We start from the raw sequence: 18,162 nt of genomic DNA on the forward strand, positions 1-18,162 counted from the left end.
CACAAATACTCGAATCCCACCGCGCAACCGCCGCTGAACGAGCAGGTTCGGTCGGGCCATAGCCGCTTGAGCCCCTTGGCCGCAGCCGCTAACAAGGTCGGGTCATTGAAGGCCCGAGCCATGCCCATCCATCTGTCGACCGCCCAACCCGATTTTGCCGAACGCTTCTCGGCGCTTCTGTCCATGAAGCGCGAGGATGCGGCGGACGTGAACGATGCCGTGGCGGCGATCATCGCCGATGTGCGCGGCCGGGGCGATGCCGCCTTGGTCAAGCTGACCGGGCGTTTCGACCGCCTGGCGCTGACGGCGGAGACGCTGGCTTTCTCGAAGGAGGAAATCGCCGCCGAGATCGCGAAGGTCTCGGCCGAGGATCGCGCCGCGCTGGCCATGGCCGCGAACCGCATCCGCGCTTATCACGCAAGGCAGATGCCCGACGACCTCAGCTGGACCGATCCCGAGGGCGCGACTCTGGGCTGGCGCTGGACGCCAGTCGCGGCCGCCGGCCTCTATGTGCCGGGCGGGCAGGCGAGCTATCCCTCCTCGGTGCTGATGAACGCCATCCCGGCGCGGGTGGCGGGAGTCGAGCGGCTGGTGATCTGCGTGCCGACCCCCGACGGTGTGGTGAACCCGCTGGTGCTGCTGGCGGCCGAGCTGGCCGGGGTGGACGAGATCTATCGCATCGGCGGCGCACAGGCGATCGCCGCCCTGGCCTATGGTACCGAGACCATTCGCCCGGTGGACAAGATCACCGGCCCCGGCAACGCCTATGTCGCGGCGGCCAAGCGGCAGGTCTTCGGCCGCGTCGGCATCGACATGATCGCGGGGCCCTCCGAGGTGCTGATCATCGCCCAAGGCGCGCAGAACCCGGAATGGCTGGCCTTGGACCTGCTGGCGCAGGCCGAGCATGATGCCGATGCCCAGTCGATCCTGATCACCCCGGACGAGGCGCTGGCCCGCGCCGTGGTGGCCGAGGTGGAGCGGCTGCTGCCGACCCTGCCGCGCGCCGCGGTGGCGGGGGCGAGCTGGCGCGACTATGGCACGGTGATCGTGACCCGCGACCTCGACGAGGCGGCGGCGCTCTCGGACCGGCTGGCGCCCGAGCATCTGGAGCTTTGCGTGGACGACCCCGAGGCGCTGGCGGAAAAGACCCGCCATGCCGGGGCGATCTTCCTGGGCGGCTGGACGCCCGAGGCGGTGGGCGATTATGTCAGCGGCCCGAATCACGTCCTGCCCACGGCGCGGTCGGCGCGGTTCTCGTCCGGCCTGTCGGTGATGGATTTCCTCAAGCGCACCACCATGGCCCGGCTGTCGCCCGAGGCGCTGGGGGCGATCGGTCCGTCCGCGGTGCGGCTGGCCGAATCCGAAGGGCTTTCGGCGCATGGCCGCTCGGTCTCGGCGCGGCTGGCGGCACTGAACGGGGGGACGTCATGAGCCAGCCCACCGACCGGCTGTGCCGGATCGACATCGACGACAGCGCGCTGCCTCCGGCCACGCCCGAGATCGAGCAGGATCGCCGCGTCGCGGTCTTCGACCTGCTCGAGGATAACAGCTTCGTCCTGCCCGGCCGCGACGGGCAGGAGGTTCCCGCCGGTCCCTATGCGCTGGCCCTGGCGGTGCGCGAAAAGCGGCTGGTCTTCGACATCGCCACCGAATCCGGCGGCAAGGTGGCCGAGTTCCACCTGTCGCTGGGTCCGTTCCGGCAGACGGTCAAGGATTACTTCCAGATCTGCACCAGCTATTTCGACGCTGTGAAGCGCCTGCCGCCGGCGCAGATCGAGGCGATCGACATGGCCCGGCGCGGCATCCACAACGAGGGCGCCCGCACCCTGCAGGAGCGGCTGGAGGGCAAGGCCGAGGTTGATATCGACACCGCGCGGCGCCTGTTCACGCTGATCTGCGCGCTCATCCCGGGGTGATTCGTGGCCGGACAGATCCCCCATTCGGTGCTGTTCTGCTGCGATCACAACGCCATCCGTTCGCCCATGGCCGAGGGAATGATGAAGAAGTTCTACGGCCGCGCCGCCTATGTGCAGTCGGCGGGGGTCAGGAACGACATGGAGATCGACGGCTTCGCCATCGCAGTCTGCAAGGAGATCGGCGTCGAGCTGTCCACCCATCGCTCGCGCTCCTTCGAGGAGATGAAGGCCTGGGGCGACGATCTGAGCAGCTTCGACCTGGTGATCGCGCTGTCGCCGGCCAGCCAGAGGCAAGCCCTTGAGCTGACGAGGGTTTCTCATCTGGACGTGGAATATTGGCCGATCATGGACCCCAGCGGCCTGGCCGAGGGGCGCGAGGCCAAGCTGGCGCTTTACCGCACCGTGCGCGACCAGATCCGCAAGCGGATGATCGAGCGTTTCGGTCCGCCGACCGAAGCTTGAGAAAAATTCTCTGCGCGCTAACGGAATCTTAGCCTCTTGGCGCGATGCTGCCGGAAACCCTTTGCAGGAGTTCCGGATGACCGACATCCAGCGGCTTGACCACGACCTCGAATGGGCCATGCGCGCGATGGGCACGCATCGCGCGGTGCTCGTCCTCGATCTTGGGGGGCATATCGTGGCGGTCAACCAGACCTGCCTCGGCATGTGCGGCTATCGCAGGGAAGAGCTGATCGGCCGGCCGGTGGTCATCCTTCTGGATCCCTCGGAAAAGGCGCCGGACCGGCTGCGGCAGGTTCTGGAGACGCCGGGGGGACGCGAATCGCGCATTCATGGGCTGGCGCAATTGACCAAGTCGGGGCGGCGGTTCCGGGTGGACGCCCGCATCTGCCCGATCCGCGACGATGCGGGACAGGTCTGCCTGAACGTGCTGTTCCTGCGCGAAGCGGCCGAGGATGCCGGGCCGCTACGCCTTGTGCTGCCCGAGGTGGCGGCCGGCATGGGACAGGTGATCCGTCTGCCGCGCCGCATGCCCGGCGGTCCATGGCCGCGGCCGGCGGACGCTGCCGAGGCCGAGGCTGGCCTGCTGCTCGCAACGCGCGGCGAGCATTGATCCGCCGCACCGGTCCACAGGCGGGTCAGACGACCACTGCCGCGCCCTCGGTGGCCGGGCCGACATGGCGGCGGAAGGCGGCGAAGAGTTCCCGCCCCAGCCCTTCGGCCGAATGCGAAGGATCGTGTTCCGCCGGCGCGCGCTCCTCGAAGCCCTCGGTCAGGCAGGTCAGCGTGCCCTGCACCGCGTCGAGCCGGACAAGATCGCCGTCCCGCACCCGCGCCAGCGGCCCGCCATCGGCGGCCTCGGGCGAGATGTGGATCGCCGCCGGAACCTTTCCCGAGGCGCCGGACATGCGGCCGTCGGTGACCAGCGCCACCCGCAGCCCGCGATCCTGCAGCACCGCCAGCGTCGGGGTCAGCGAATGCAATTCGGGCATGCCGTTGGCACGCGGGCCCTGGAAGCGGACGATGACGATCACGTCCTCGGTGAATTCGCCGCGCTTGAAGGCGGCCTTGACCTCTTCCTGGTCGGCGAAGACGCGGGCCGGGGCCTCGATGACATGGCGCTCGGGCGCCACGGCCGAAACCTTGATGACGCCGCGGCCCAGATTGCCGGACAGCTGCTTCAGCCCGCCGGTGGCGGCGAAAGGATTGCCGGCCGGGCGCAGGATCTTGTCGTTCAGCGTCTCGCGCGCGCCCTCGACCCATTCGATCCGGCCGTCCTTCAGCTTCGGCTCGCTGGCATATTGATCGAGCCCGCCGCCGGCGATGGTCTTGACGTCGGGATGCAGCAGCCCGGCCTCGAGCAACTGCCCGATCATGAAGCCGAGCCCGCCGGCGGCGTGGAAATGGTTCACGTCGGCCAGCCCGTTGGGATAGACCCGGGCCATCAGCGGCACGGTCTCGGACAGGTCGTGGAAATCCTCGAGGTCCAGGATCACCCCCGCTGCCCGTGCCATCGCCGGCAGGTGCAGCACCAGGTTGGTCGAGCCGCCGGTGGCCATCAGCCCGACGATGCCGTTGACGAAGACGCGCTCGTCCAGCACCTCGCCCGCCGGCAGATAGTCGTTGCCCAGCCGGGTGATCGCGGCGGCGCGCTGCACGGCGGCGCTGGTCAGCGCCTCGCGCAGGGGCGTGTTCGGATTGACGAAGCTGGAACCGGGCAGGTGCAGGCCCATGAACTCCATCAGCATCTGGTTGGTGTTCGCCGTGCCGTAGAAGGTGCAGGTTCCCGGCGCGTGATAGCTGGCCATCTCGGCTGCCATCAGCGCCTCGCGCCCGACCTCGCCGGTGGCGAATTGCTGGCGGACCTTGGATTTCTCGTCATTGGGCAGGCCCGAGGGCATCGGCCCGGCCGGCACGAAGACCGCCGGGATATGGCCGAAAGTGCCGGCAGCGATGATCAGCCCCGGCACGATCTTGTCGCAGACGCCGAGGTAAAGCGCCGCGTCGAAGACGTCATGCGTCAGCGCCACGCCCGAGGCGAGCGCGATCACGTCGCGGGAAAACAGCGACAGCTCCATCCCCGGCCGGCCCTGGGTCACGCCGTCGCACATCGCCGGCACCCCCCCCGCCACCTGCGCCGTCGCCCCGGCGGCATGGGCGGCCTGCCGGATCAGGTCAGGGTAACGCTCATAGGGCTGGTGGGCCGAGAGCATGTCGTTATAGGCGGTGACGATGCCGATGTTGGGCTTGCGGGTGGTGGCAAGATCCTGCTTGTCGGGCATGGCGGCATAGGCATGGGCCTGGTTGCCGCAGGACAGATGGGCGCGGCGCGGCCCTTCTTCGGCGGCGCGGGCGATCTTGGTCAGATAGGCGCTGCGGCTATGGATCGAACGCTCGCGGATGCGGTCGGTCACCCGGTCGATGGTGGCGTGCAGGGTCATGGCTCGCTTCTCCTTTGGCGCCAATGTATCCTGTTAGCGGTAACATTGCAACCGGCCTCCTCTTGTCCGCGGACGCTTGCCGTGGCAATCCTGCCGCGTTTTGCACGAGGCCGCCATGACCGCCGATCTGCCCATCATCCGATTGCGCCCGAAATCCAAGCCGCAGGCGATCCGCCACGGCTTTCCCTGGGTCTTTGCCGACGAGCTGGTGACCGACCGGCGCACCCGGGCGATCCCGCCCGGCAGCTTCGCCCTGCTAGAGGATGCCGAGCGCCGGCCGCTGGGGCTGGTGACGGTAAACCCCGAATCGAAGATCATCGCCCGCGTCATGGACCCCGACCCGCAGGTGCGGATCAGCCGCGACTGGATCGCCGCGCGGTTGCAGCGGGCGCTGGCGCTGCGCGAACGGCTGTTCGACGCGCCCTTCTACCGGCTGGTCCACGCCGAGGCCGACGGGCTGCCCGGCACCATCATCGACCGTTTCGGCGATGCCGCAGTGATCCAGCCCAATGCCGCCTGGGCCGAACGAATGGTCGAGGAGATCGCCGCGGCGCTGCGCCAGGTCGCGGGCGTCTCGACAGTGATCCTGAACGGGCAGGGCCGGGCGCGCGGGCTCGAGGGCCTGCCCGAGCGGATGGAGCTGCTGTCGGGCGAGGTCCCCGGCCCGGTCGAGGTGCCGATGAACGGCGCGATCTACCTCGCCGACCTGACGCAGGGGCAGAAGACCGGGCTGTTCTATGACCAGCGCCCCAACCATGCCTTTGCGCAGCGGCTGGCGCGCGGCCAGCGCGTGCTGGACGTGTTCTCGCATGTCGGCGGCTTCGGCCTGGCGGCGCTGGCGGCGGGGGCGGCCCATGCCACCTGCGTGGACGGCTCGGCCGCGGCGCTGGACCTGGCGCGGGGCGGCGCGCGCGCCATGGGGGCCGAGGCGCGGCTGGCCACCCGCCAGGGCGACGCCTTCGAGCAGATGGAGGCGCTGGCCGCCGAGGGCGCACGTTTCGACCTGGTGATCTGCGATCCGCCGGCCTTCGCGCCCTCGAAACCGGCGCTGGAGGCGGGCCTGCGCGCCTATGAGCGGGTGGCGAAGCTGGCCGCGCCGCTGGTGGCGCCGGGCGGCTATCTGGGTCTGTGTTCCTGCAGCCATGCCGCCGACCTGGCCGCCTTTCGCAATGCCAGCGCCCGCGGCATCGGCCGCGGCGGGCGGCGGATGCAGCTGCTGCATACCGGCCAGGCCGGGCCGGACCATCCGACGCTGCCCCAGCTGGCTGAGACCGGCTATCTCAAGGCGCTGTTCTTCCGGCTGGACGGATGAGGGCGGTTCTGGACGCCTGCGTGCTGTTCCCGACCGTGTTGCGGGAAATCCTGATCGACACGGCGGCGGCGGGGCTGTTCCAGCCGGTCTGGTCGCGCCGCATCCTGGACGAGTGGCGCCATGCCGCCACCCGCCAGGGCGCCGAGGCCGGGGTCGAGATCGCGCTGCTGGAATCGCGCTTTCCGCAGGCGCTGGTCGAGCCGGGGCAGGCGGCAGGCGGCCTCGACCTGCCCGATCCGGCCGACCGGCATGTGGTCGAATGCGCGCTGGCGGCCGGGGCCGACAGCGTCATCACCGCGAATCTGCGCGACTTTCCATCCCGTGCGCTGGCCTCGGTCGGATTGCGGGCGATTCATCCCGATGAATTCCTGCGCGACCTTTACCTGAGGGCGCCCGACGCCGTGCTGGCGGCCATCGAGGCCACCGAGGCCCGGGCTCGCGCCGCCGGAGGCGAGCTCGGCCGCAAGGAATTGATGCGGCGCGCCCGGCTGCCGCGCCTTGCCAAGGCCATTGCCCGGCTGGAAAGCCCGGAAACCGCGACATTTCCGTCGCATTCGGCGGATACCTTCCCCCGACGGGGCCAGGACTGAAATGAGGATCGGATTGCAGGACTTGATGTTACCGCTAACATCGGCTAATCGGCAGATCAGCGATGAGGAGGCAGCGATGGTTTCACGCATCATTCCGGTTGAGGATTTCGACCTGGTGATCTTTGGCGCCACCGGCGACCTGGCCCGGCGCAAGATCGTGCCCGGCCTCTATCGGCGGTTCATGGCGGGGCAGGTGCCGGCCAGCGCCCGCATCATCGGCGCGGCCCGCACCCGCCAGGACGACGAAGCGTTCCGCACCGAGATGCGTGCCGCGATCGAGGAGTTCATCGGCCCAGACCAGGATCAGGCGCAGCTTGCGGCCTTCCTGGACATGCTGGGCTATGTCGCCATCGACGCGCGCGGCACCGACGGCTGGGCCGAGCTCAAGGCGCGGGTGCGGCCGGGGGTGGTGCATGCCTTCTACTTCTCGGTGGCGCCGGCGCTGTTCGGCGATATCGCCGAGCGTCTGGCCGGCAACGGCATCGCCGATGCCGAGAGCCGCATCGTGGTCGAAAAGCCCTTCGGCCGGGACCTCGCCACCGCGCGCGCTCTGAACGCGACGCTGGCCCGGCATTTCGACGAAAGCCAGATCTACCGGATCGACCATTACCTGGGCAAGGAAACCGTCCAGAACCTGATGGCGGTGCGCTTCGCCAACATCCTGTTCGAGCCGCTGTGGAACGCGCAATATGTGGACCATGTCCAGATCACCGTGGCCGAGACGGTGGGCGTCGGCGGGCGCGGCGAATATTACGACCATTCCGGCGCCATGCGGGACATGGTGCAGAACCACCTGATGCAGCTGCTGTGCCTGACCGCCATGGAGCCGCCCTATCATTTCGATCCCGGCGCGGTGCGCGACGAGAAGCTCAAGGTGATCCGCGCCCTGGAACCGCTTGCCCCCGAGGATATCGTGCGCGGCCAGTATCTAGCCGGCCCCGAGGGCCCGGGCTATCTGGAGGATGCCGAGAATCCGCTCTCGCGCACCGAAAGCTTCGTGGCGCTGAAGGTGCGGATCGCCAACTGGCGCTGGACCGGCACGCCCTTCTACCTGCGCACCGGCAAGCGGCTGCGCGCGCGCACCAGCGAGATCGTCGTGACCTTCAAAGAGCCGCCGCATTCGATCTTCGACGATGGCGGCACGCACAAGGCCAACCAGCTGGTCATCAAGCTGCAGCCGAACGAGGGCATGCACCTGACCGTGATGATCAAGGAGCCGGGGCCGGGCGGCATGCGCCTGGTGCAGGTGCCGCTGGACATGAGCTTCGCGGTTGCGCTGGGGGCCGATGGCACGGACATGCCGGACGCCTATGAGCGGCTGATCATGGACGTGATCCGCGGCAACCAGACCCTGTTCATGCGCGGCGACGAGGTCGAGGCCGCCTGGGCCTGGACCGACCCGATCATCGCCGCCTGGGAGGCCGGATCGAAACGGCCCGAGCCCTACGATCCCGGTTCCAGCGGCCCCGAGGAGGCGCTGCGCCTGCTGCATCGCGACAACCGCCGCTGGAGGGAGATCAGGCCATGACCATGGAGTTCATCGAATATGCCGACCGCGAGATGCTGTTCCTGGCGCTGGCCGACCGGCTGGCGGGCCAGCTGTCGCAGCATCTGCGGGTGAACGACGGCGCCAGCCTCTGCGTGCCGGGCGGCACCACCCCGGCGCCGCTTTACGACTATCTTTCAGGCAGCGAGATCGACTGGCCGCGCGTCACCGTGCTGCTCAACGACGAACGCTGGGTGGATGGCGAGCATGTCCGTTCGAATGGCCGGCTGCTGCGCCGTCACCTGCTGAAGGACAAGGCTGCGGCGGCCAATTACCTTGACCTCTATACCGGCGACGAGCGCCCCGAGGATGCGGTGCCGGCCCTGTCCGAGGCCATCGCCCCGCATCTGCCGCTGACCGTGCTGCTTTTGGGCATGGGCACCGACATGCATACGGCAAGCCTGTTTCCCGCGGCTTCCGAGACCGTTCTGGCGCTGGCCTCCGACGCGCCGCCGGTGATGGCCGTCAACAGCATCAAGGACGAGCCGCGGATCACCCTGACCGCCTCGGCGCTGAAGGGCGCGATCAACACCCATCTGCTGATCGCCGGCGCCGACAAGCGCGAGGCTTTCGAGCGCGCGCAAGGCCTCGACCCGACCGAGGCGCCGATCCGCGCCTTTCTTGGCGACATCACCGTGCATTGGGCAGAGTGAGATGACCGATACCTGGACCAGACTGACCGAATACCGCAACTCCCAGGGCGCGCTGCGGATCGAGGCGCTGTTCGCCGCCGATCCGGCCCGCGCCGCCGCCTTTTCGACCAGCGCCGAAGGGCTGGTGCTGGACTGGTCCAAGACCACCATCGACGCGCGCGCCCGCGACCTGCTGCTGGACCTCGCCGCGCCGGTTCCGGAACGCCGCGAGGCCATGTTCACCGGCCAGCGCATCAACGAGACCGAGGATCGCGCCGTGCTGCACACCGCGCTGCGCAATCTCGACGCCAGCGTAACGGTGGACGGCCGCGACGTCATGCCTGAGGTGCGCGCCACCCATGCCCGCATGCGCGCCTTTGCCGATGCCGTCCGCGACGGCAGCTTCGCGGGGCAGGGCGGCAAGATCACCGATGTGGTCAATATCGGCATCGGCGGCTCGGACCTCGGCCCGGCCATGGCGACGCGGGCGCTTTCGCCCTGGCATGACGGCCCGCGGGTGCATTTCGTCTCGAACGTGGACGGGGCGGACATCGCCGATACCATTGTCCGGCTCGACCCCGCGACGACGCTGGTGATCGTCGCCTCCAAGACCTTCACCACCATCGAGACCATGACCAACGCGAAAACCGCGCTGGACTGGATGGCGAAGACCGTGGCGCAGCCGGCGGCGCAATTCGCCGCGCTGTCCTCGGCCACCGCCCGGACCGCCGAATGGGGCATCGACGAGGCCCGCGTCTTCGGTTTCGAGGATTGGGTCGGCGGCCGCTATTCCATGTGGGGACCGATCGGCCTGTCGCTGATGATCGCCATCGGGCCCGAGCAGTTCGACCGCTTCCTGGCCGGCGGCGCGGCCATGGACCGGCATTTCCGCCGGGCGCCGCTGGCGGAAAACCTGCCGGTGATCCTGGCGCTGGTCGGCATCTGGCACCACCAGATCTGCGGCTACGGCACCCGCGCCGTGCTGCCCTATGACAACCGCCTCGGCCGCCTACCGGCCTATCTGCAGCAGCTGGAAATGGAATCGAACGGCAAGCGCGTGGCCATGGACGGCAGCGACCTGACCGTCCCCTCGGGCCCGGTGGTCTGGGGCGAGCCGGGCACCAATGGCCAGCACGCCTTCTATCAGCTGATCCACCAAGGCACCGCCATCGTGCCCTGCGAATTCATCGTCGCCGCCCGCGGACACGAGCCCGAGCTTGCGCATCATCACCTGCTGCTGATCGCCAACTGCCTCGCGCAATCCGAGGCGCTGATGCGCGGCCGCTCGCTGGACGAGGCCCGCGCGCTCATGCAGGCCAGGGGCCTGACCGGCGCCGAGCTGGAACGCCAGGCCTGCCACCGCGTCTTCCCCGGCAACCGCCCCTCGACCACTTTGCTGATCCCGGAACTCGACCCCTACACGCTGGGCCAGATCGTCGCGCTCTACGAGCATCGGGTCTTCGCCGAGGGCGTCATCCTGGGCATCAACAGCTTCGACCAATGGGGGGTCGAACTCGGCAAGGAACTGGCCCTGAAGGTGGCGCCGCTGCTGGACGGCCAGCCCGCCCCCGGCCACGACCCCTCGACCGAGCATCTTGCGGCGCTGATCCGCGAGGCGCGGGGCTAAGACTTCTTCGCTCTCCAAATACCCAAGGGCGGCGCCAACCGCGCCGCCCTTGCCCGTTCAGCCCCGCATCCGCATGACCCGCCGGTCCATGACCCGCCGCCAGATCCGCGGCCACATGGCAAGGGCCGCCATCACCGGCAGCGACCAGGGCAGCATCGGCCGCGGTTTCCCGGCCCGCTCCAGCCGCAGCGCCGGATAGGCGCGGCCGGGATGGGCGTGGTGGTCGGAATGGCGCGGCGCATTCACCATCATCAGCGAGGACAGGAAATGCGGCGCGTCCCAGCTGTGGCGCGGTCCGACCGGCTCATAGCGCCCGTCCGCGCGCCGGGCGCGCTCCAGCCCGTAATGCTGGACGTAATCGGCCAGCATCATCTGCATCTGCGCATAAAGGCAAAGCCCCAGGTACCAGCCCAGCCCGGCAGGGCCCAAGACCAGCAGCACCACCGTACAGCAGGCCAGCCCGCCGCCGATCCAGACCAGATAGGGGTTCGGCCGGTCGGGCCTGGCCGCCGACAGCGCCCGTTCGGCCGCCAGCCCGGCGCGGAACGATCCGGCCCAGGCGCGGGGGAAGAAATGCCAGAAGCTCTCGCCCAGCCGGGCCGAGTTCGGATCCAGCGGCGTCGCGACATGGCGGTGATGCACCAGCCGGTGCGCCGAGCTGTGATGACCGAAGAGCAGCGTCACATAGACCGCCGCGCCCAGCCGGAACAGCGCGCGCGAACCGCGATGGATCAGCTCGTGCGCGTTCGAGTTCGAGACCTGGCCGAAGAACAGCCCCAGCCCCAGGAACAGGGCGATGCGCGAGGCCATGCCCAGCTCCGGCTGCAACAGCGCGGCCAGCCCGCCCACCAGCAGCAGCAGGAAATGCAGCAGCGCCAGCAGCACCGACAGCAGGTCGGTCCCGGGCGGTGCCTCGTCGCGGCCGGGATCGGCGAAGCCGCGCGCGATCACCGTGTCGACGATCTGGCTGGCCCCGCCCATCCAGATCAGCGCCGCCCAGATCCACGGCCCCCCGAACAGGCAAGCCGCGGCCAGCAGCAGGCCGGGCAGCAGGGCGAAAAGCGCGAAGGCCGCGACCGAGGCCGGTCTGTCGAAGGGAGCGGGCATGGCGGCACCAGTTTTTCGCGCCTATAGCCGGTTTTTGCCGGCCGGACCACCGGGACGTGCATTCGGGGATTGACCCTTGCCGTCCCGCGGCTAGCCTTGTTGGCGCAAACAGGAAGGAAACCCATGGATTTTCTGGCGAAGGCGACGGCATTCGTGGGCGGCGCGATGATGCTGGTGCGACGCATGGGCGCACCCAGGACGGCCGCCTTCGGCAGCAGCCCGGCGATCCCCGAGGCGAAGAAACAGGGCATCATGACCCTGAAGATGCCCACCGCGCGGGGCTGGGCGCCGGGACAGCTGCCCAAGGCCGCGCCCGGCCTGCGCGTCAACGCCTTCGCCCGCGAACTGCAGCATCCGCGCTGGATCGAGGTGCTGCCCAATGGCGACGTGCTGGTGGCCGAGGCGCTGCAAGAGGCGAGCCCGCCGAAATCGCTGCTCGACCGCGCCGCGCAGGCCACCATGCGCCGCGCCCGGGCGCTGGGAACCAGCGCCAACCGCATCACGCTGTGGCGCGACGGCGACGGCGACGGCGTGGCCGAAACGCGCGAGGTCTTCCTGGAGGGCCAGCGCCAGCCCTTCGGCATGGCCTTGGTCGGTGACACCTTCTTCGTCGGCAATACCGACGGCATCGTGGCCTTCGCCTACGAGCCGGGCGCGATCCGCCTCGACGGGCCGGGCCGGCGGCTGGTCGAGTTCAAGCCCGGCGGCCACTGGACGCGCAGCCTGATCGTCTCGCCCGACCGCAAGCGGCTTTATTGCGGCGTCGGCTCGCTGACCAATATCGCCGACGAAGGCATGGAGGCCGAGGAAGGCCGCGCCGCGATCTGGGAGCTGGATCTGGAAACTGGCAAGGCCCGGATCTTCGCCTCGGGTCTGCGCAACCCGGTCGGCATGGCCTGGGAGCCCATGACCGGCGCGCTCTGGACCGTGGTGAACGAGCGCGACGGGCTGGGGGACGAGACGCCGCCCGACTACCTGACCTCGGTGCAGGAAGGCGGTTTCTACGGCTGGCCCTATTGCTATTGGGGCCGGACCGTGGACGACCGCGTGCCGCAGGATCCGGCCGAGGTCGCCCGGGCCCTCACCCCCGATTACGCCCTGGGCGGGCATACCGCCTCACTCGGCCTGTGCTGGATGCCCGAGGGCACGCTGCCGGGCTTTCCGGACGGCATGGTGATCGGCCAGCACGGGTCCTGGAACCGCTCGACGCTGTCAGGCTACAAGCTGATCTTCGTGCCCTTCCGGGACGGCCGCCCCTCGGGGCCGCCGCGCGACATCCTCTGGGGCTTCCTGTCCGAGGACGAGAAATATTCCTATGGCCGCCCGGTCGGCGTTGCCATCGGCCCGGACGGCAGGTCGCTTCTGATGGCCGATGACGTGGGCGACGTGATCTGGCGGGTCAGCGCCGCCTAGAGCCGGTCGAAGACCGAGCCCATGCGCGGGGCGAACAGCCGCTCATAGGTCCGCAGCAAGGCGGTGTCGGTCATGGCGGCGACGCAATCGCAGATGATGCGCAGGCCGTTGCCGCTTTCGCCCTCGGCCTCGGCGAAGCGCGCGCGCCATTCGCCGGGCAGCAGCCGTTCGGGGTCCGAGCGCAGCGCCTCGAAGACCTCGACCACCATCGCCTGGCCCTTGAATTCCAGCTGCTGCACTCCGGCGCTGCGGATCACCCGGTCGAAGATGAAACCCTTCAGCGCACCCAGGAGGCGGCGCGGCGTCTCGGCCAGCTCGACGCGATGGCGCAGCAGCGGCTCGCGGAAACCGGGCTCCTCGCGGAAGCGGACGGCGCCGATGAAATGATGCACCAGCGCGCCGATGCAGCTCTTGCGGGCCGCAGGCGGGCCGAACAGCTGCGCCATCAATCCGCCATGGTCGAAGGCGTCGGCGAGTTCCGGCGTCACCGCGGCGCGGAATTCCTCGGCCGAGACCAGCCCCAGCGCGACGGCGTCCTCGAGGTCGTGGACGCCATAGGCGATGTCGTCGGCCACATCCATGATGCTGCAATCCAGCGACTTGTGCAGCGTCGTGGCATGGCCGCCGGCCCGCGGCCGGACCGCGACAAAGCGCAGCCGGTCCTCGGGGACAAGCGGGGCAAGGATCCAGTCCACCACGCCCGTCTCGCCGTCGAGATGGCATTTCGGCGGCGTCGAGGCCGCCGCGTCGATGCTGCGCAGCACCGAGAGCGTGTCGTGCAGGCGCGGGCGCAGCGCCGGGTTCTGCAGCCGCGACCAGCTTGCGGGATATTTCAGCACCCCCAGCAGGCTGCGGCGCGTCAGGTTCACGCCGGGCTCGGGCGCCGCATCGGCCGGTTGCGCCAGCAGGCGCAGGGTCTGGCCATTGCCCTCGAAACCGCCGGCATCCCGCATGCACCAGTTCAGCGCCACCTCGCCGCCATGGCCGAAGGGCGGATGGCCCAGGTCATGCGCGCAGGCGATGGCCTGGATCATGCTGCGGCCGGGCAGGGCGGCCGTGGCGGGATGGTGGGGGAATGTCCCCTGCAATTGCTGGACCAGCCCGCCGGCGATCTGCGCCACCTCCAGCGAATGGGTCAGGCGGGTGCGGTAGAAATCGCTGTCGCCCAGGTTCAGGATCTGCGTCTTGCCCTGCAGCCGGCGAAACCCGGCGGAATGGATGACGCGGGCATAATCCACGTCGCCCTCGTCGCGGAAATCGTCGGCGGGGCGGCGGCGGGCCTCGCGCCGGGCCAGCCAGGCGGGGTCTAGAACCACTGGCCCGGCTCCATCAGGCCCAGGTCCATCAGCTGTTGCGAATTCCAGCGGAAGGGATGCGAGTTCCGCCAGCGGAAGGTCTGGATATGCCCGCGCGAGCCGGGGTTCTTCGCCAGCGCCTTGGCCACCCGGAAGGACGCGATGGCCGCCGTCAGGTTGTTGTGCCAGGGGCAGGCATAGGTGTTGTATTCCTCGACGTTGAAGCGATGGTCGGGCAGCAGCCGCAGCCCGGGCTGGCTGCGGAACAGCGCGATCCGGTCGATGCGGCGGCGGTCGGGCGGCATGTGCTCCTCGAACCGCCAGCGCAGTCCGCCGTGGAAGTCCAGCTGCCGCTCCTTGTGCCGGCCCTCGCGGTCCGTGCGGCCGAGCGCGTAATAGCCGGTGCGGTCGAACATCGCCTCGTTCAGGCTGACCGCGTCGGGGAAACGCTCCAGGTCCGGGGCGTAGAGGTCGACGACATAGGTTAGCATGGCCCGCCGGCGCTCTTCGGCGTGAAAGGCCAGCATCTCGCCCACGGTGCGGCTTTCCGAAAACGGATAGAACAGGAATTCCGCATTATAGCCGTAGTAAAGCCAGGTATCGGCCGGCGCCGCCTCGATCAGCGCATTGACCGCCGCGACATGGGCACGTCCGCGCCGGGAATCGTGGCGCAGGTTGACGATCCTTTCGCCGCCGCCGTCGGGGATGGCATGGGCGGGCAGCGGTTCGGGCGACAGCGCCAGGATCAGCTTGAACCCGGCCTTGAGGTGATGCGCCAGCGTCTGCTGCAGGACCGCCTCGTCCTCGACCAGCAAAAGCGCGATCGGCCCCTTGGCCAGCCGGTCGCGCGCGCTTCTGAGGAAATCGTCCAGGCCGGGAAAGCTCATGGCAAGGCGGCCCTGATCTGCTCAAGCACCTGTGCCAGCGCCGCCGGGTCCTCCTGGGCGGCGCGGTCCAGCAGGGCGGCCAGCGCCGCCTTGCGTTCGTCCGAGAGCGCCGATGCGTCGATGATGGCGCGCACACGGGCGGCGTCGAAGCCCTGCGGGGTCAGGGCGGCGTCGATCCCGGCCGCCTCGCCGGCGGCGCTGCCGGCCTCGCGCGTGGCCATGGCGGCCTCGCGGGCGGCGGTCCCGGCGGCGATGGCTGCGGCCTCGGCCTGTTCCGGCGTGGCGCTGGCGGTGGCCGCGGCATCCGCGGCGCGGTCGGCGGCGGCGATGGCCGCTTCGGCTGCGGCCTCGGCCTGCTCGGCGGCAGAGCCGGCCGGACCGACCGCCGCCTGCTCGGCCGCGGCCGAGGCCTCGGCCGCCGCATCGGTGGCGATGGCTGCCGCGTCGGCAGCGGCATCGGCAGCGGCATTGGCCTTGTCCTGCGCGGCGCTCTGCTCGGGCGCGGGCGGCGGCGCTTCGGGCGCGGTTGCGGTCGGCCGGGCTAGGTGGCCGCCGTTCCAGAGCCAAAGCCCGCCAAGCGCCAGGGCAAGAATCACGATCACGGCCAGGATTTTCTGCATCGGTTTCTCCGTCAGGGCTGCGGCGCCTCATGCCCTCTATGCCATGCCGTTGCAGGGGGGAAAAGCGTCCTGGCGGCGCCGGCGCGGGCCGGACGCGGGGGCGCGGGTCAACCGACGCGCGAAACTGGGGCGGGGGTCGGCAAACCTTGCTCCGCCCCATCGAATCCGGTTGAAAATGCGCCTGCGCAGGACTATTTAACCGCGCGAAACCCCGGCAATACAAGGAAGACAGCCATAGCCCGCAGACCGCATAACGCTCCGCCCCCCCGTGACACCGGCCCCCGCGTCAACGAGCGCATCCGAGTCGCCGAAATCCGCCTGATCGGTCCCGAAGGCGAGAATATCGGTGTCGTGACACCCGCCCGCGGTCTGGAGCTTGCACAGGAAGCCGGGCTGGATCTTGTCGAGATCTCGCCGAATGCCACGCCCCCGGTCTGCAAGATCATGGACCTGGGCAAGTTCAAGTATGAACAGCAAAAGCGCGAGGCCGAGGCCCGCAAGAAGCAGAAGATCATCGAGATCAAGGAGATCAAGTTCCGTCCCGGGACCGATACCCATGATTACGACGTCAAGATGCGCTCGGTGATGAAGTTCCTGGCCGAGGGCGACAAGGTCAAGATCACCCTGCGCTTCCGGGGCCGCGAAATGGCGCACCAGCAATTGGGGCTCGAGCTTCTGAACCGCGTCGCCGCCGATATCGGCGAGGCGGGCAAGGTCGAATCGATGCCCAAGCTGGAAGGGCGCCAGATGATCATGATGATCTCGCCGAAATAAAGGGGCTCTGGGATGGCTGCCGAGGTGACGATTCTGGTTCTGCGCGAACCGGGCGCCGACCCGGCGCTGCCCCTTCCCGAATACCAGACCCCGGGCGCGGCCGGTGCCGACCTGCGCGCCGATCTGGGCGGGGGCGAGCTGGTGCTCGATCCCGGCCAGATCCGACTGGTGCCGACCGGGCTGCGCGTGCAGATCCCCGAAGGCTACGAGATGCAGGTCCGCCCGCGCTCCAGCCTGGCGCTGAAGCACGGGGTGACCCTGCCCAACACCCCCGGCACCATCGACAGCGACTATCGCGGGCCGCTGGGGGTGATCATGATCAACCTCGGCCCGCTGCCCTATACCGTCCACCATGGCGAGCGCATCGCCCAGGCCGTCGTCGTCCCGGTGACCCGCGCCGCCTGGGTCGCGGCCGAGGCGCTGGAGGAGACCGCGCGCGGCGAAGGCGGCTTCGGCTCGACCGGGCGGGCCTGAGCCTGTGCTGATTCTTGCCCTCATGCTCGCCGTGCTGGTCGCGGCGCGCCTGCTCGGCTGGCCGGACTGGCGCGGCTGGGCCGGCGTGGCGGCGCTGTGGCTGGCGGCCATCGCGGCCCTGGTGCTGGCGCCCGGCAGCGCGGCCGCACGCCTGGTCGGCGGCGATGCCCGTCTCTGGGCGCTGAGCGGCGGCGTGGTGGCGCTGGTGCTGGGCTATCGCCTGCTGCTGCGGCAGCTGCATCGCCGCGCCGTCCCCCTGCCCGAATCCCCGCAACCGCCCCCGCAATCCGGCCCGCTGTCCGATCCTGAACTGGACCGCTATGCCCGCCATATCGTGCTGCGCGAGCTGGGCGGGCCGGGACAGGCGGCGCTGAAGCGCGCCCACGTGCTGGTCGTCGGCGCGGGTGGGCTGGGGGCGCCGGTCTGCCTGTATCTGGCGGCGGCCGGCGTCGGGCGGATCACCGTCGCCGACGACGACCGCGTCGGCCTGTCGAACCTGCAGCGGCAGGTGATCTTCCGCAGCGCCGACGACAGCCGTCCCAAGGCCGAGGCGGCGCGCGATGCGATGCTGGCGCTGAACCCGCATGTCGCGGTCGTGGCGCTGAACCGCCGCGTCACCGAAGCCGATGCCGCACTGGTCGCCGAGCACGACCTGGTGCTGGACGGCACCGACACATTCGCCTCGCGGGTCGCGGTGAACGCGGCCTGCGTCGCGGCGGGCGTGCCGCTGGTGGCCGGCGCCATCGCGCAATGGGAGGGGCAGGTGACGGTCTGGGATCCCAGCAACGGCGCCCCCTGCATGACCTGCACCTTCCCCCAGGCGCCGGCGCCGGGCCTTGCGCCGGCCTGCGCCGAGGCGGGCGTCGTCGGGCCGCTGCCGGGCGTCGTCGGCAGCCTGATGGCGCTGGAGGCGATCAAGCTGATTGCAGGCAGCGGCGAGCCCCTGCGCGGCCGCATGCTGATCTTTGACGGGCTCTATGGCGAGAATCGGCTGATGAAGATCGCGCGACGGGCCGATTGCCCGACCTGCGGCTCTGGACATTTCCGCGCAGGCTGAAACACTCGCGGC

Annotated in this window: 18 protein-coding genes; 13 read left to right on the plus strand and 5 right to left on the minus strand. The window is 69.7% G+C overall.

The annotated features are described in order from the left end of the window. Positions 1-120 precede the first annotated feature (120 nt). The 4 genes from hisD to LOS78_RS02310 all read left to right on the plus strand — a co-directional run bounded on the left by hisD (position 121) and on the right by LOS78_RS02310 (position 2,988). A complete protein-coding gene (hisD, locus tag LOS78_RS02295; protein ID WP_230376735.1) occupies positions 121-1,431 on the plus strand; it encodes a histidinol dehydrogenase in 1,311 nt (436 codons plus the stop codon). After that, positions 1,428-1,916 carry a UPF0262 family protein gene (locus tag LOS78_RS02300; RefSeq protein WP_230376736.1) on the plus strand — a complete coding sequence of 163 codons (489 nt, stop codon included), beginning with the start codon at positions 1,428-1,430 and terminating at the stop codon, positions 1,914-1,916. The genes hisD and LOS78_RS02300 overlap by 4 nt, the downstream gene beginning before the upstream one ends. A 66-nt stretch (positions 1,917-1,982) precedes the next feature. Further along, complete coding sequence (locus LOS78_RS02305) at positions 1,983-2,378, plus strand: low molecular weight phosphatase family protein (protein ID WP_230376953.1); 396 nt, start codon at positions 1,983-1,985, stop codon at positions 2,376-2,378. A gap of 76 nt (positions 2,379-2,454) precedes the next feature. Next, on the plus strand, positions 2,455-2,988 hold the full coding sequence (locus tag LOS78_RS02310; protein WP_230376737.1) for a PAS domain S-box protein: 534 nt from the start codon (positions 2,455-2,457) through the stop codon (positions 2,986-2,988). A 25-nt stretch (positions 2,989-3,013) separates the two neighbouring features. Here the strand turns inward: LOS78_RS02310 and edd are convergent, their stop codons facing one another. Further along, complete coding sequence (edd, locus tag LOS78_RS02315; RefSeq protein ID WP_230376738.1) at positions 3,014-4,816, minus strand: phosphogluconate dehydratase; 1,803 nt, start codon at positions 4,814-4,816, stop codon at positions 3,014-3,016. A 115-nt stretch (positions 4,817-4,931) separates the two neighbouring features. On the opposite strand from edd, the gene LOS78_RS02320 reads away from it, so the two are divergent. The 5 genes from LOS78_RS02320 (at position 4,932) to pgi (ending at position 10,523) form a co-directional block, all read left to right on the plus strand. Beyond that, a complete protein-coding gene (locus tag LOS78_RS02320; RefSeq protein ID WP_230376739.1) occupies positions 4,932-6,128 on the plus strand; it encodes an RSP_2647 family RNA methyltransferase in 1,197 nt (398 codons plus the stop codon). Beyond that, the gene (locus LOS78_RS02325; RefSeq protein ID WP_230376740.1) at positions 6,125-6,718 is read left to right on the plus strand and encodes an RSP_2648 family PIN domain-containing protein; all 594 of its coding nucleotides are present in this window, start codon (positions 6,125-6,127) and stop codon (positions 6,716-6,718) included. Before LOS78_RS02320 ends, LOS78_RS02325 begins: the two co-directional genes overlap by 4 nt. Positions 6,719-6,794: 76 nt before the next feature. Further along, positions 6,795-8,246: a glucose-6-phosphate dehydrogenase gene (gene zwf / locus LOS78_RS02330; RefSeq protein ID WP_230376741.1), complete on the plus strand. Its 1,452-nt coding sequence runs from the start codon at positions 6,795-6,797 to the stop codon at positions 8,244-8,246. Continuing rightward, a complete protein-coding gene (gene pgl / locus LOS78_RS02335) occupies positions 8,243-8,917 on the plus strand; it encodes a 6-phosphogluconolactonase (RefSeq protein ID WP_036697114.1) in 675 nt (224 codons plus the stop codon). Before zwf ends, pgl begins: the two co-directional genes overlap by 4 nt. Position 8,918: 1 nt before the next feature. Then, complete coding sequence (pgi, locus tag LOS78_RS02340) at positions 8,919-10,523, plus strand: glucose-6-phosphate isomerase (protein ID WP_230376742.1); 1,605 nt, start codon at positions 8,919-8,921, stop codon at positions 10,521-10,523. A gap of 57 nt (positions 10,524-10,580) precedes the next feature. On the opposite strand, the gene LOS78_RS02345 is transcribed toward pgi, so the two are convergent. Further along, positions 10,581-11,630 (minus strand): alkane 1-monooxygenase, encoded by a 1,050-nt coding sequence (locus LOS78_RS02345; RefSeq protein WP_230376743.1) that lies wholly within the window; start codon positions 11,628-11,630, stop codon positions 10,581-10,583. A gap of 123 nt (positions 11,631-11,753) precedes the next feature. Between LOS78_RS02345 and LOS78_RS02350 the strand changes: the two genes are divergently transcribed. Continuing rightward, complete coding sequence (locus LOS78_RS02350) at positions 11,754-13,043, plus strand: sorbosone dehydrogenase family protein (RefSeq protein ID WP_230376744.1); 1,290 nt, start codon at positions 11,754-11,756, stop codon at positions 13,041-13,043. Here the strand turns inward: LOS78_RS02350 and LOS78_RS02355 are convergent. The 3 genes from LOS78_RS02355 to LOS78_RS02365 are packed head-to-tail and all read right to left on the minus strand — an operon-like array spanning position 13,040 to position 15,845. Beyond that, positions 13,040-14,359: an anti-phage deoxyguanosine triphosphatase gene (locus LOS78_RS02355; RefSeq protein WP_230376746.1), complete on the minus strand. Its 1,320-nt coding sequence runs from the start codon at positions 14,357-14,359 to the stop codon at positions 13,040-13,042. The two genes, LOS78_RS02350 and LOS78_RS02355, sit on opposite strands and share 4 nt — an antisense overlap. Then, positions 14,350-15,225 carry a glycosyltransferase family 2 protein gene (locus LOS78_RS02360; protein ID WP_230376748.1) on the minus strand — a complete coding sequence of 292 codons (876 nt, stop codon included), beginning with the start codon at positions 15,223-15,225 and terminating at the stop codon, positions 14,350-14,352. The genes LOS78_RS02355 and LOS78_RS02360 overlap by 10 nt, the downstream gene beginning before the upstream one ends. Then, positions 15,222-15,845: a hypothetical protein gene (locus LOS78_RS02365; protein WP_230376749.1), complete on the minus strand. Its 624-nt coding sequence runs from the start codon at positions 15,843-15,845 to the stop codon at positions 15,222-15,224. Before LOS78_RS02365 ends, LOS78_RS02360 begins: the two co-directional genes overlap by 4 nt. 234 nt (positions 15,846-16,079) lie before the next feature. On the opposite strand from LOS78_RS02365, the gene infC reads away from it, so the two are divergent. Genes infC through LOS78_RS02380 form a run of 3 tightly spaced genes read left to right on the plus strand, consistent with a single transcriptional unit; the run spans position 16,080 to position 18,150 of the window. After that, a complete protein-coding gene (gene infC, locus LOS78_RS02370) occupies positions 16,080-16,619 on the plus strand; it encodes a translation initiation factor IF-3 (protein ID WP_028712654.1) in 540 nt (179 codons plus the stop codon). Positions 16,620-16,631: 12 nt separating this feature from the next. After that, positions 16,632-17,093, plus strand: coding sequence for a dUTP diphosphatase (gene dut, locus LOS78_RS02375; RefSeq protein WP_230376750.1), 462 nt, complete (start codon positions 16,632-16,634; stop codon positions 17,091-17,093). A 22-nt stretch (positions 17,094-17,115) separates the two neighbouring features. Further along, entirely contained in the window at positions 17,116-18,150 is a 1,035-nt protein-coding gene (locus LOS78_RS02380; protein ID WP_371824706.1) for a ThiF family adenylyltransferase, read from the plus strand. The last annotated feature ends 12 nt before the right edge of the window (positions 18,151-18,162 follow it).

Source organism: Paracoccus sp. MA, from assembly GCF_020990385.1.
Taxonomy (GTDB): Bacteria; Pseudomonadota; Alphaproteobacteria; order Rhodobacterales; family Rhodobacteraceae; genus Paracoccus.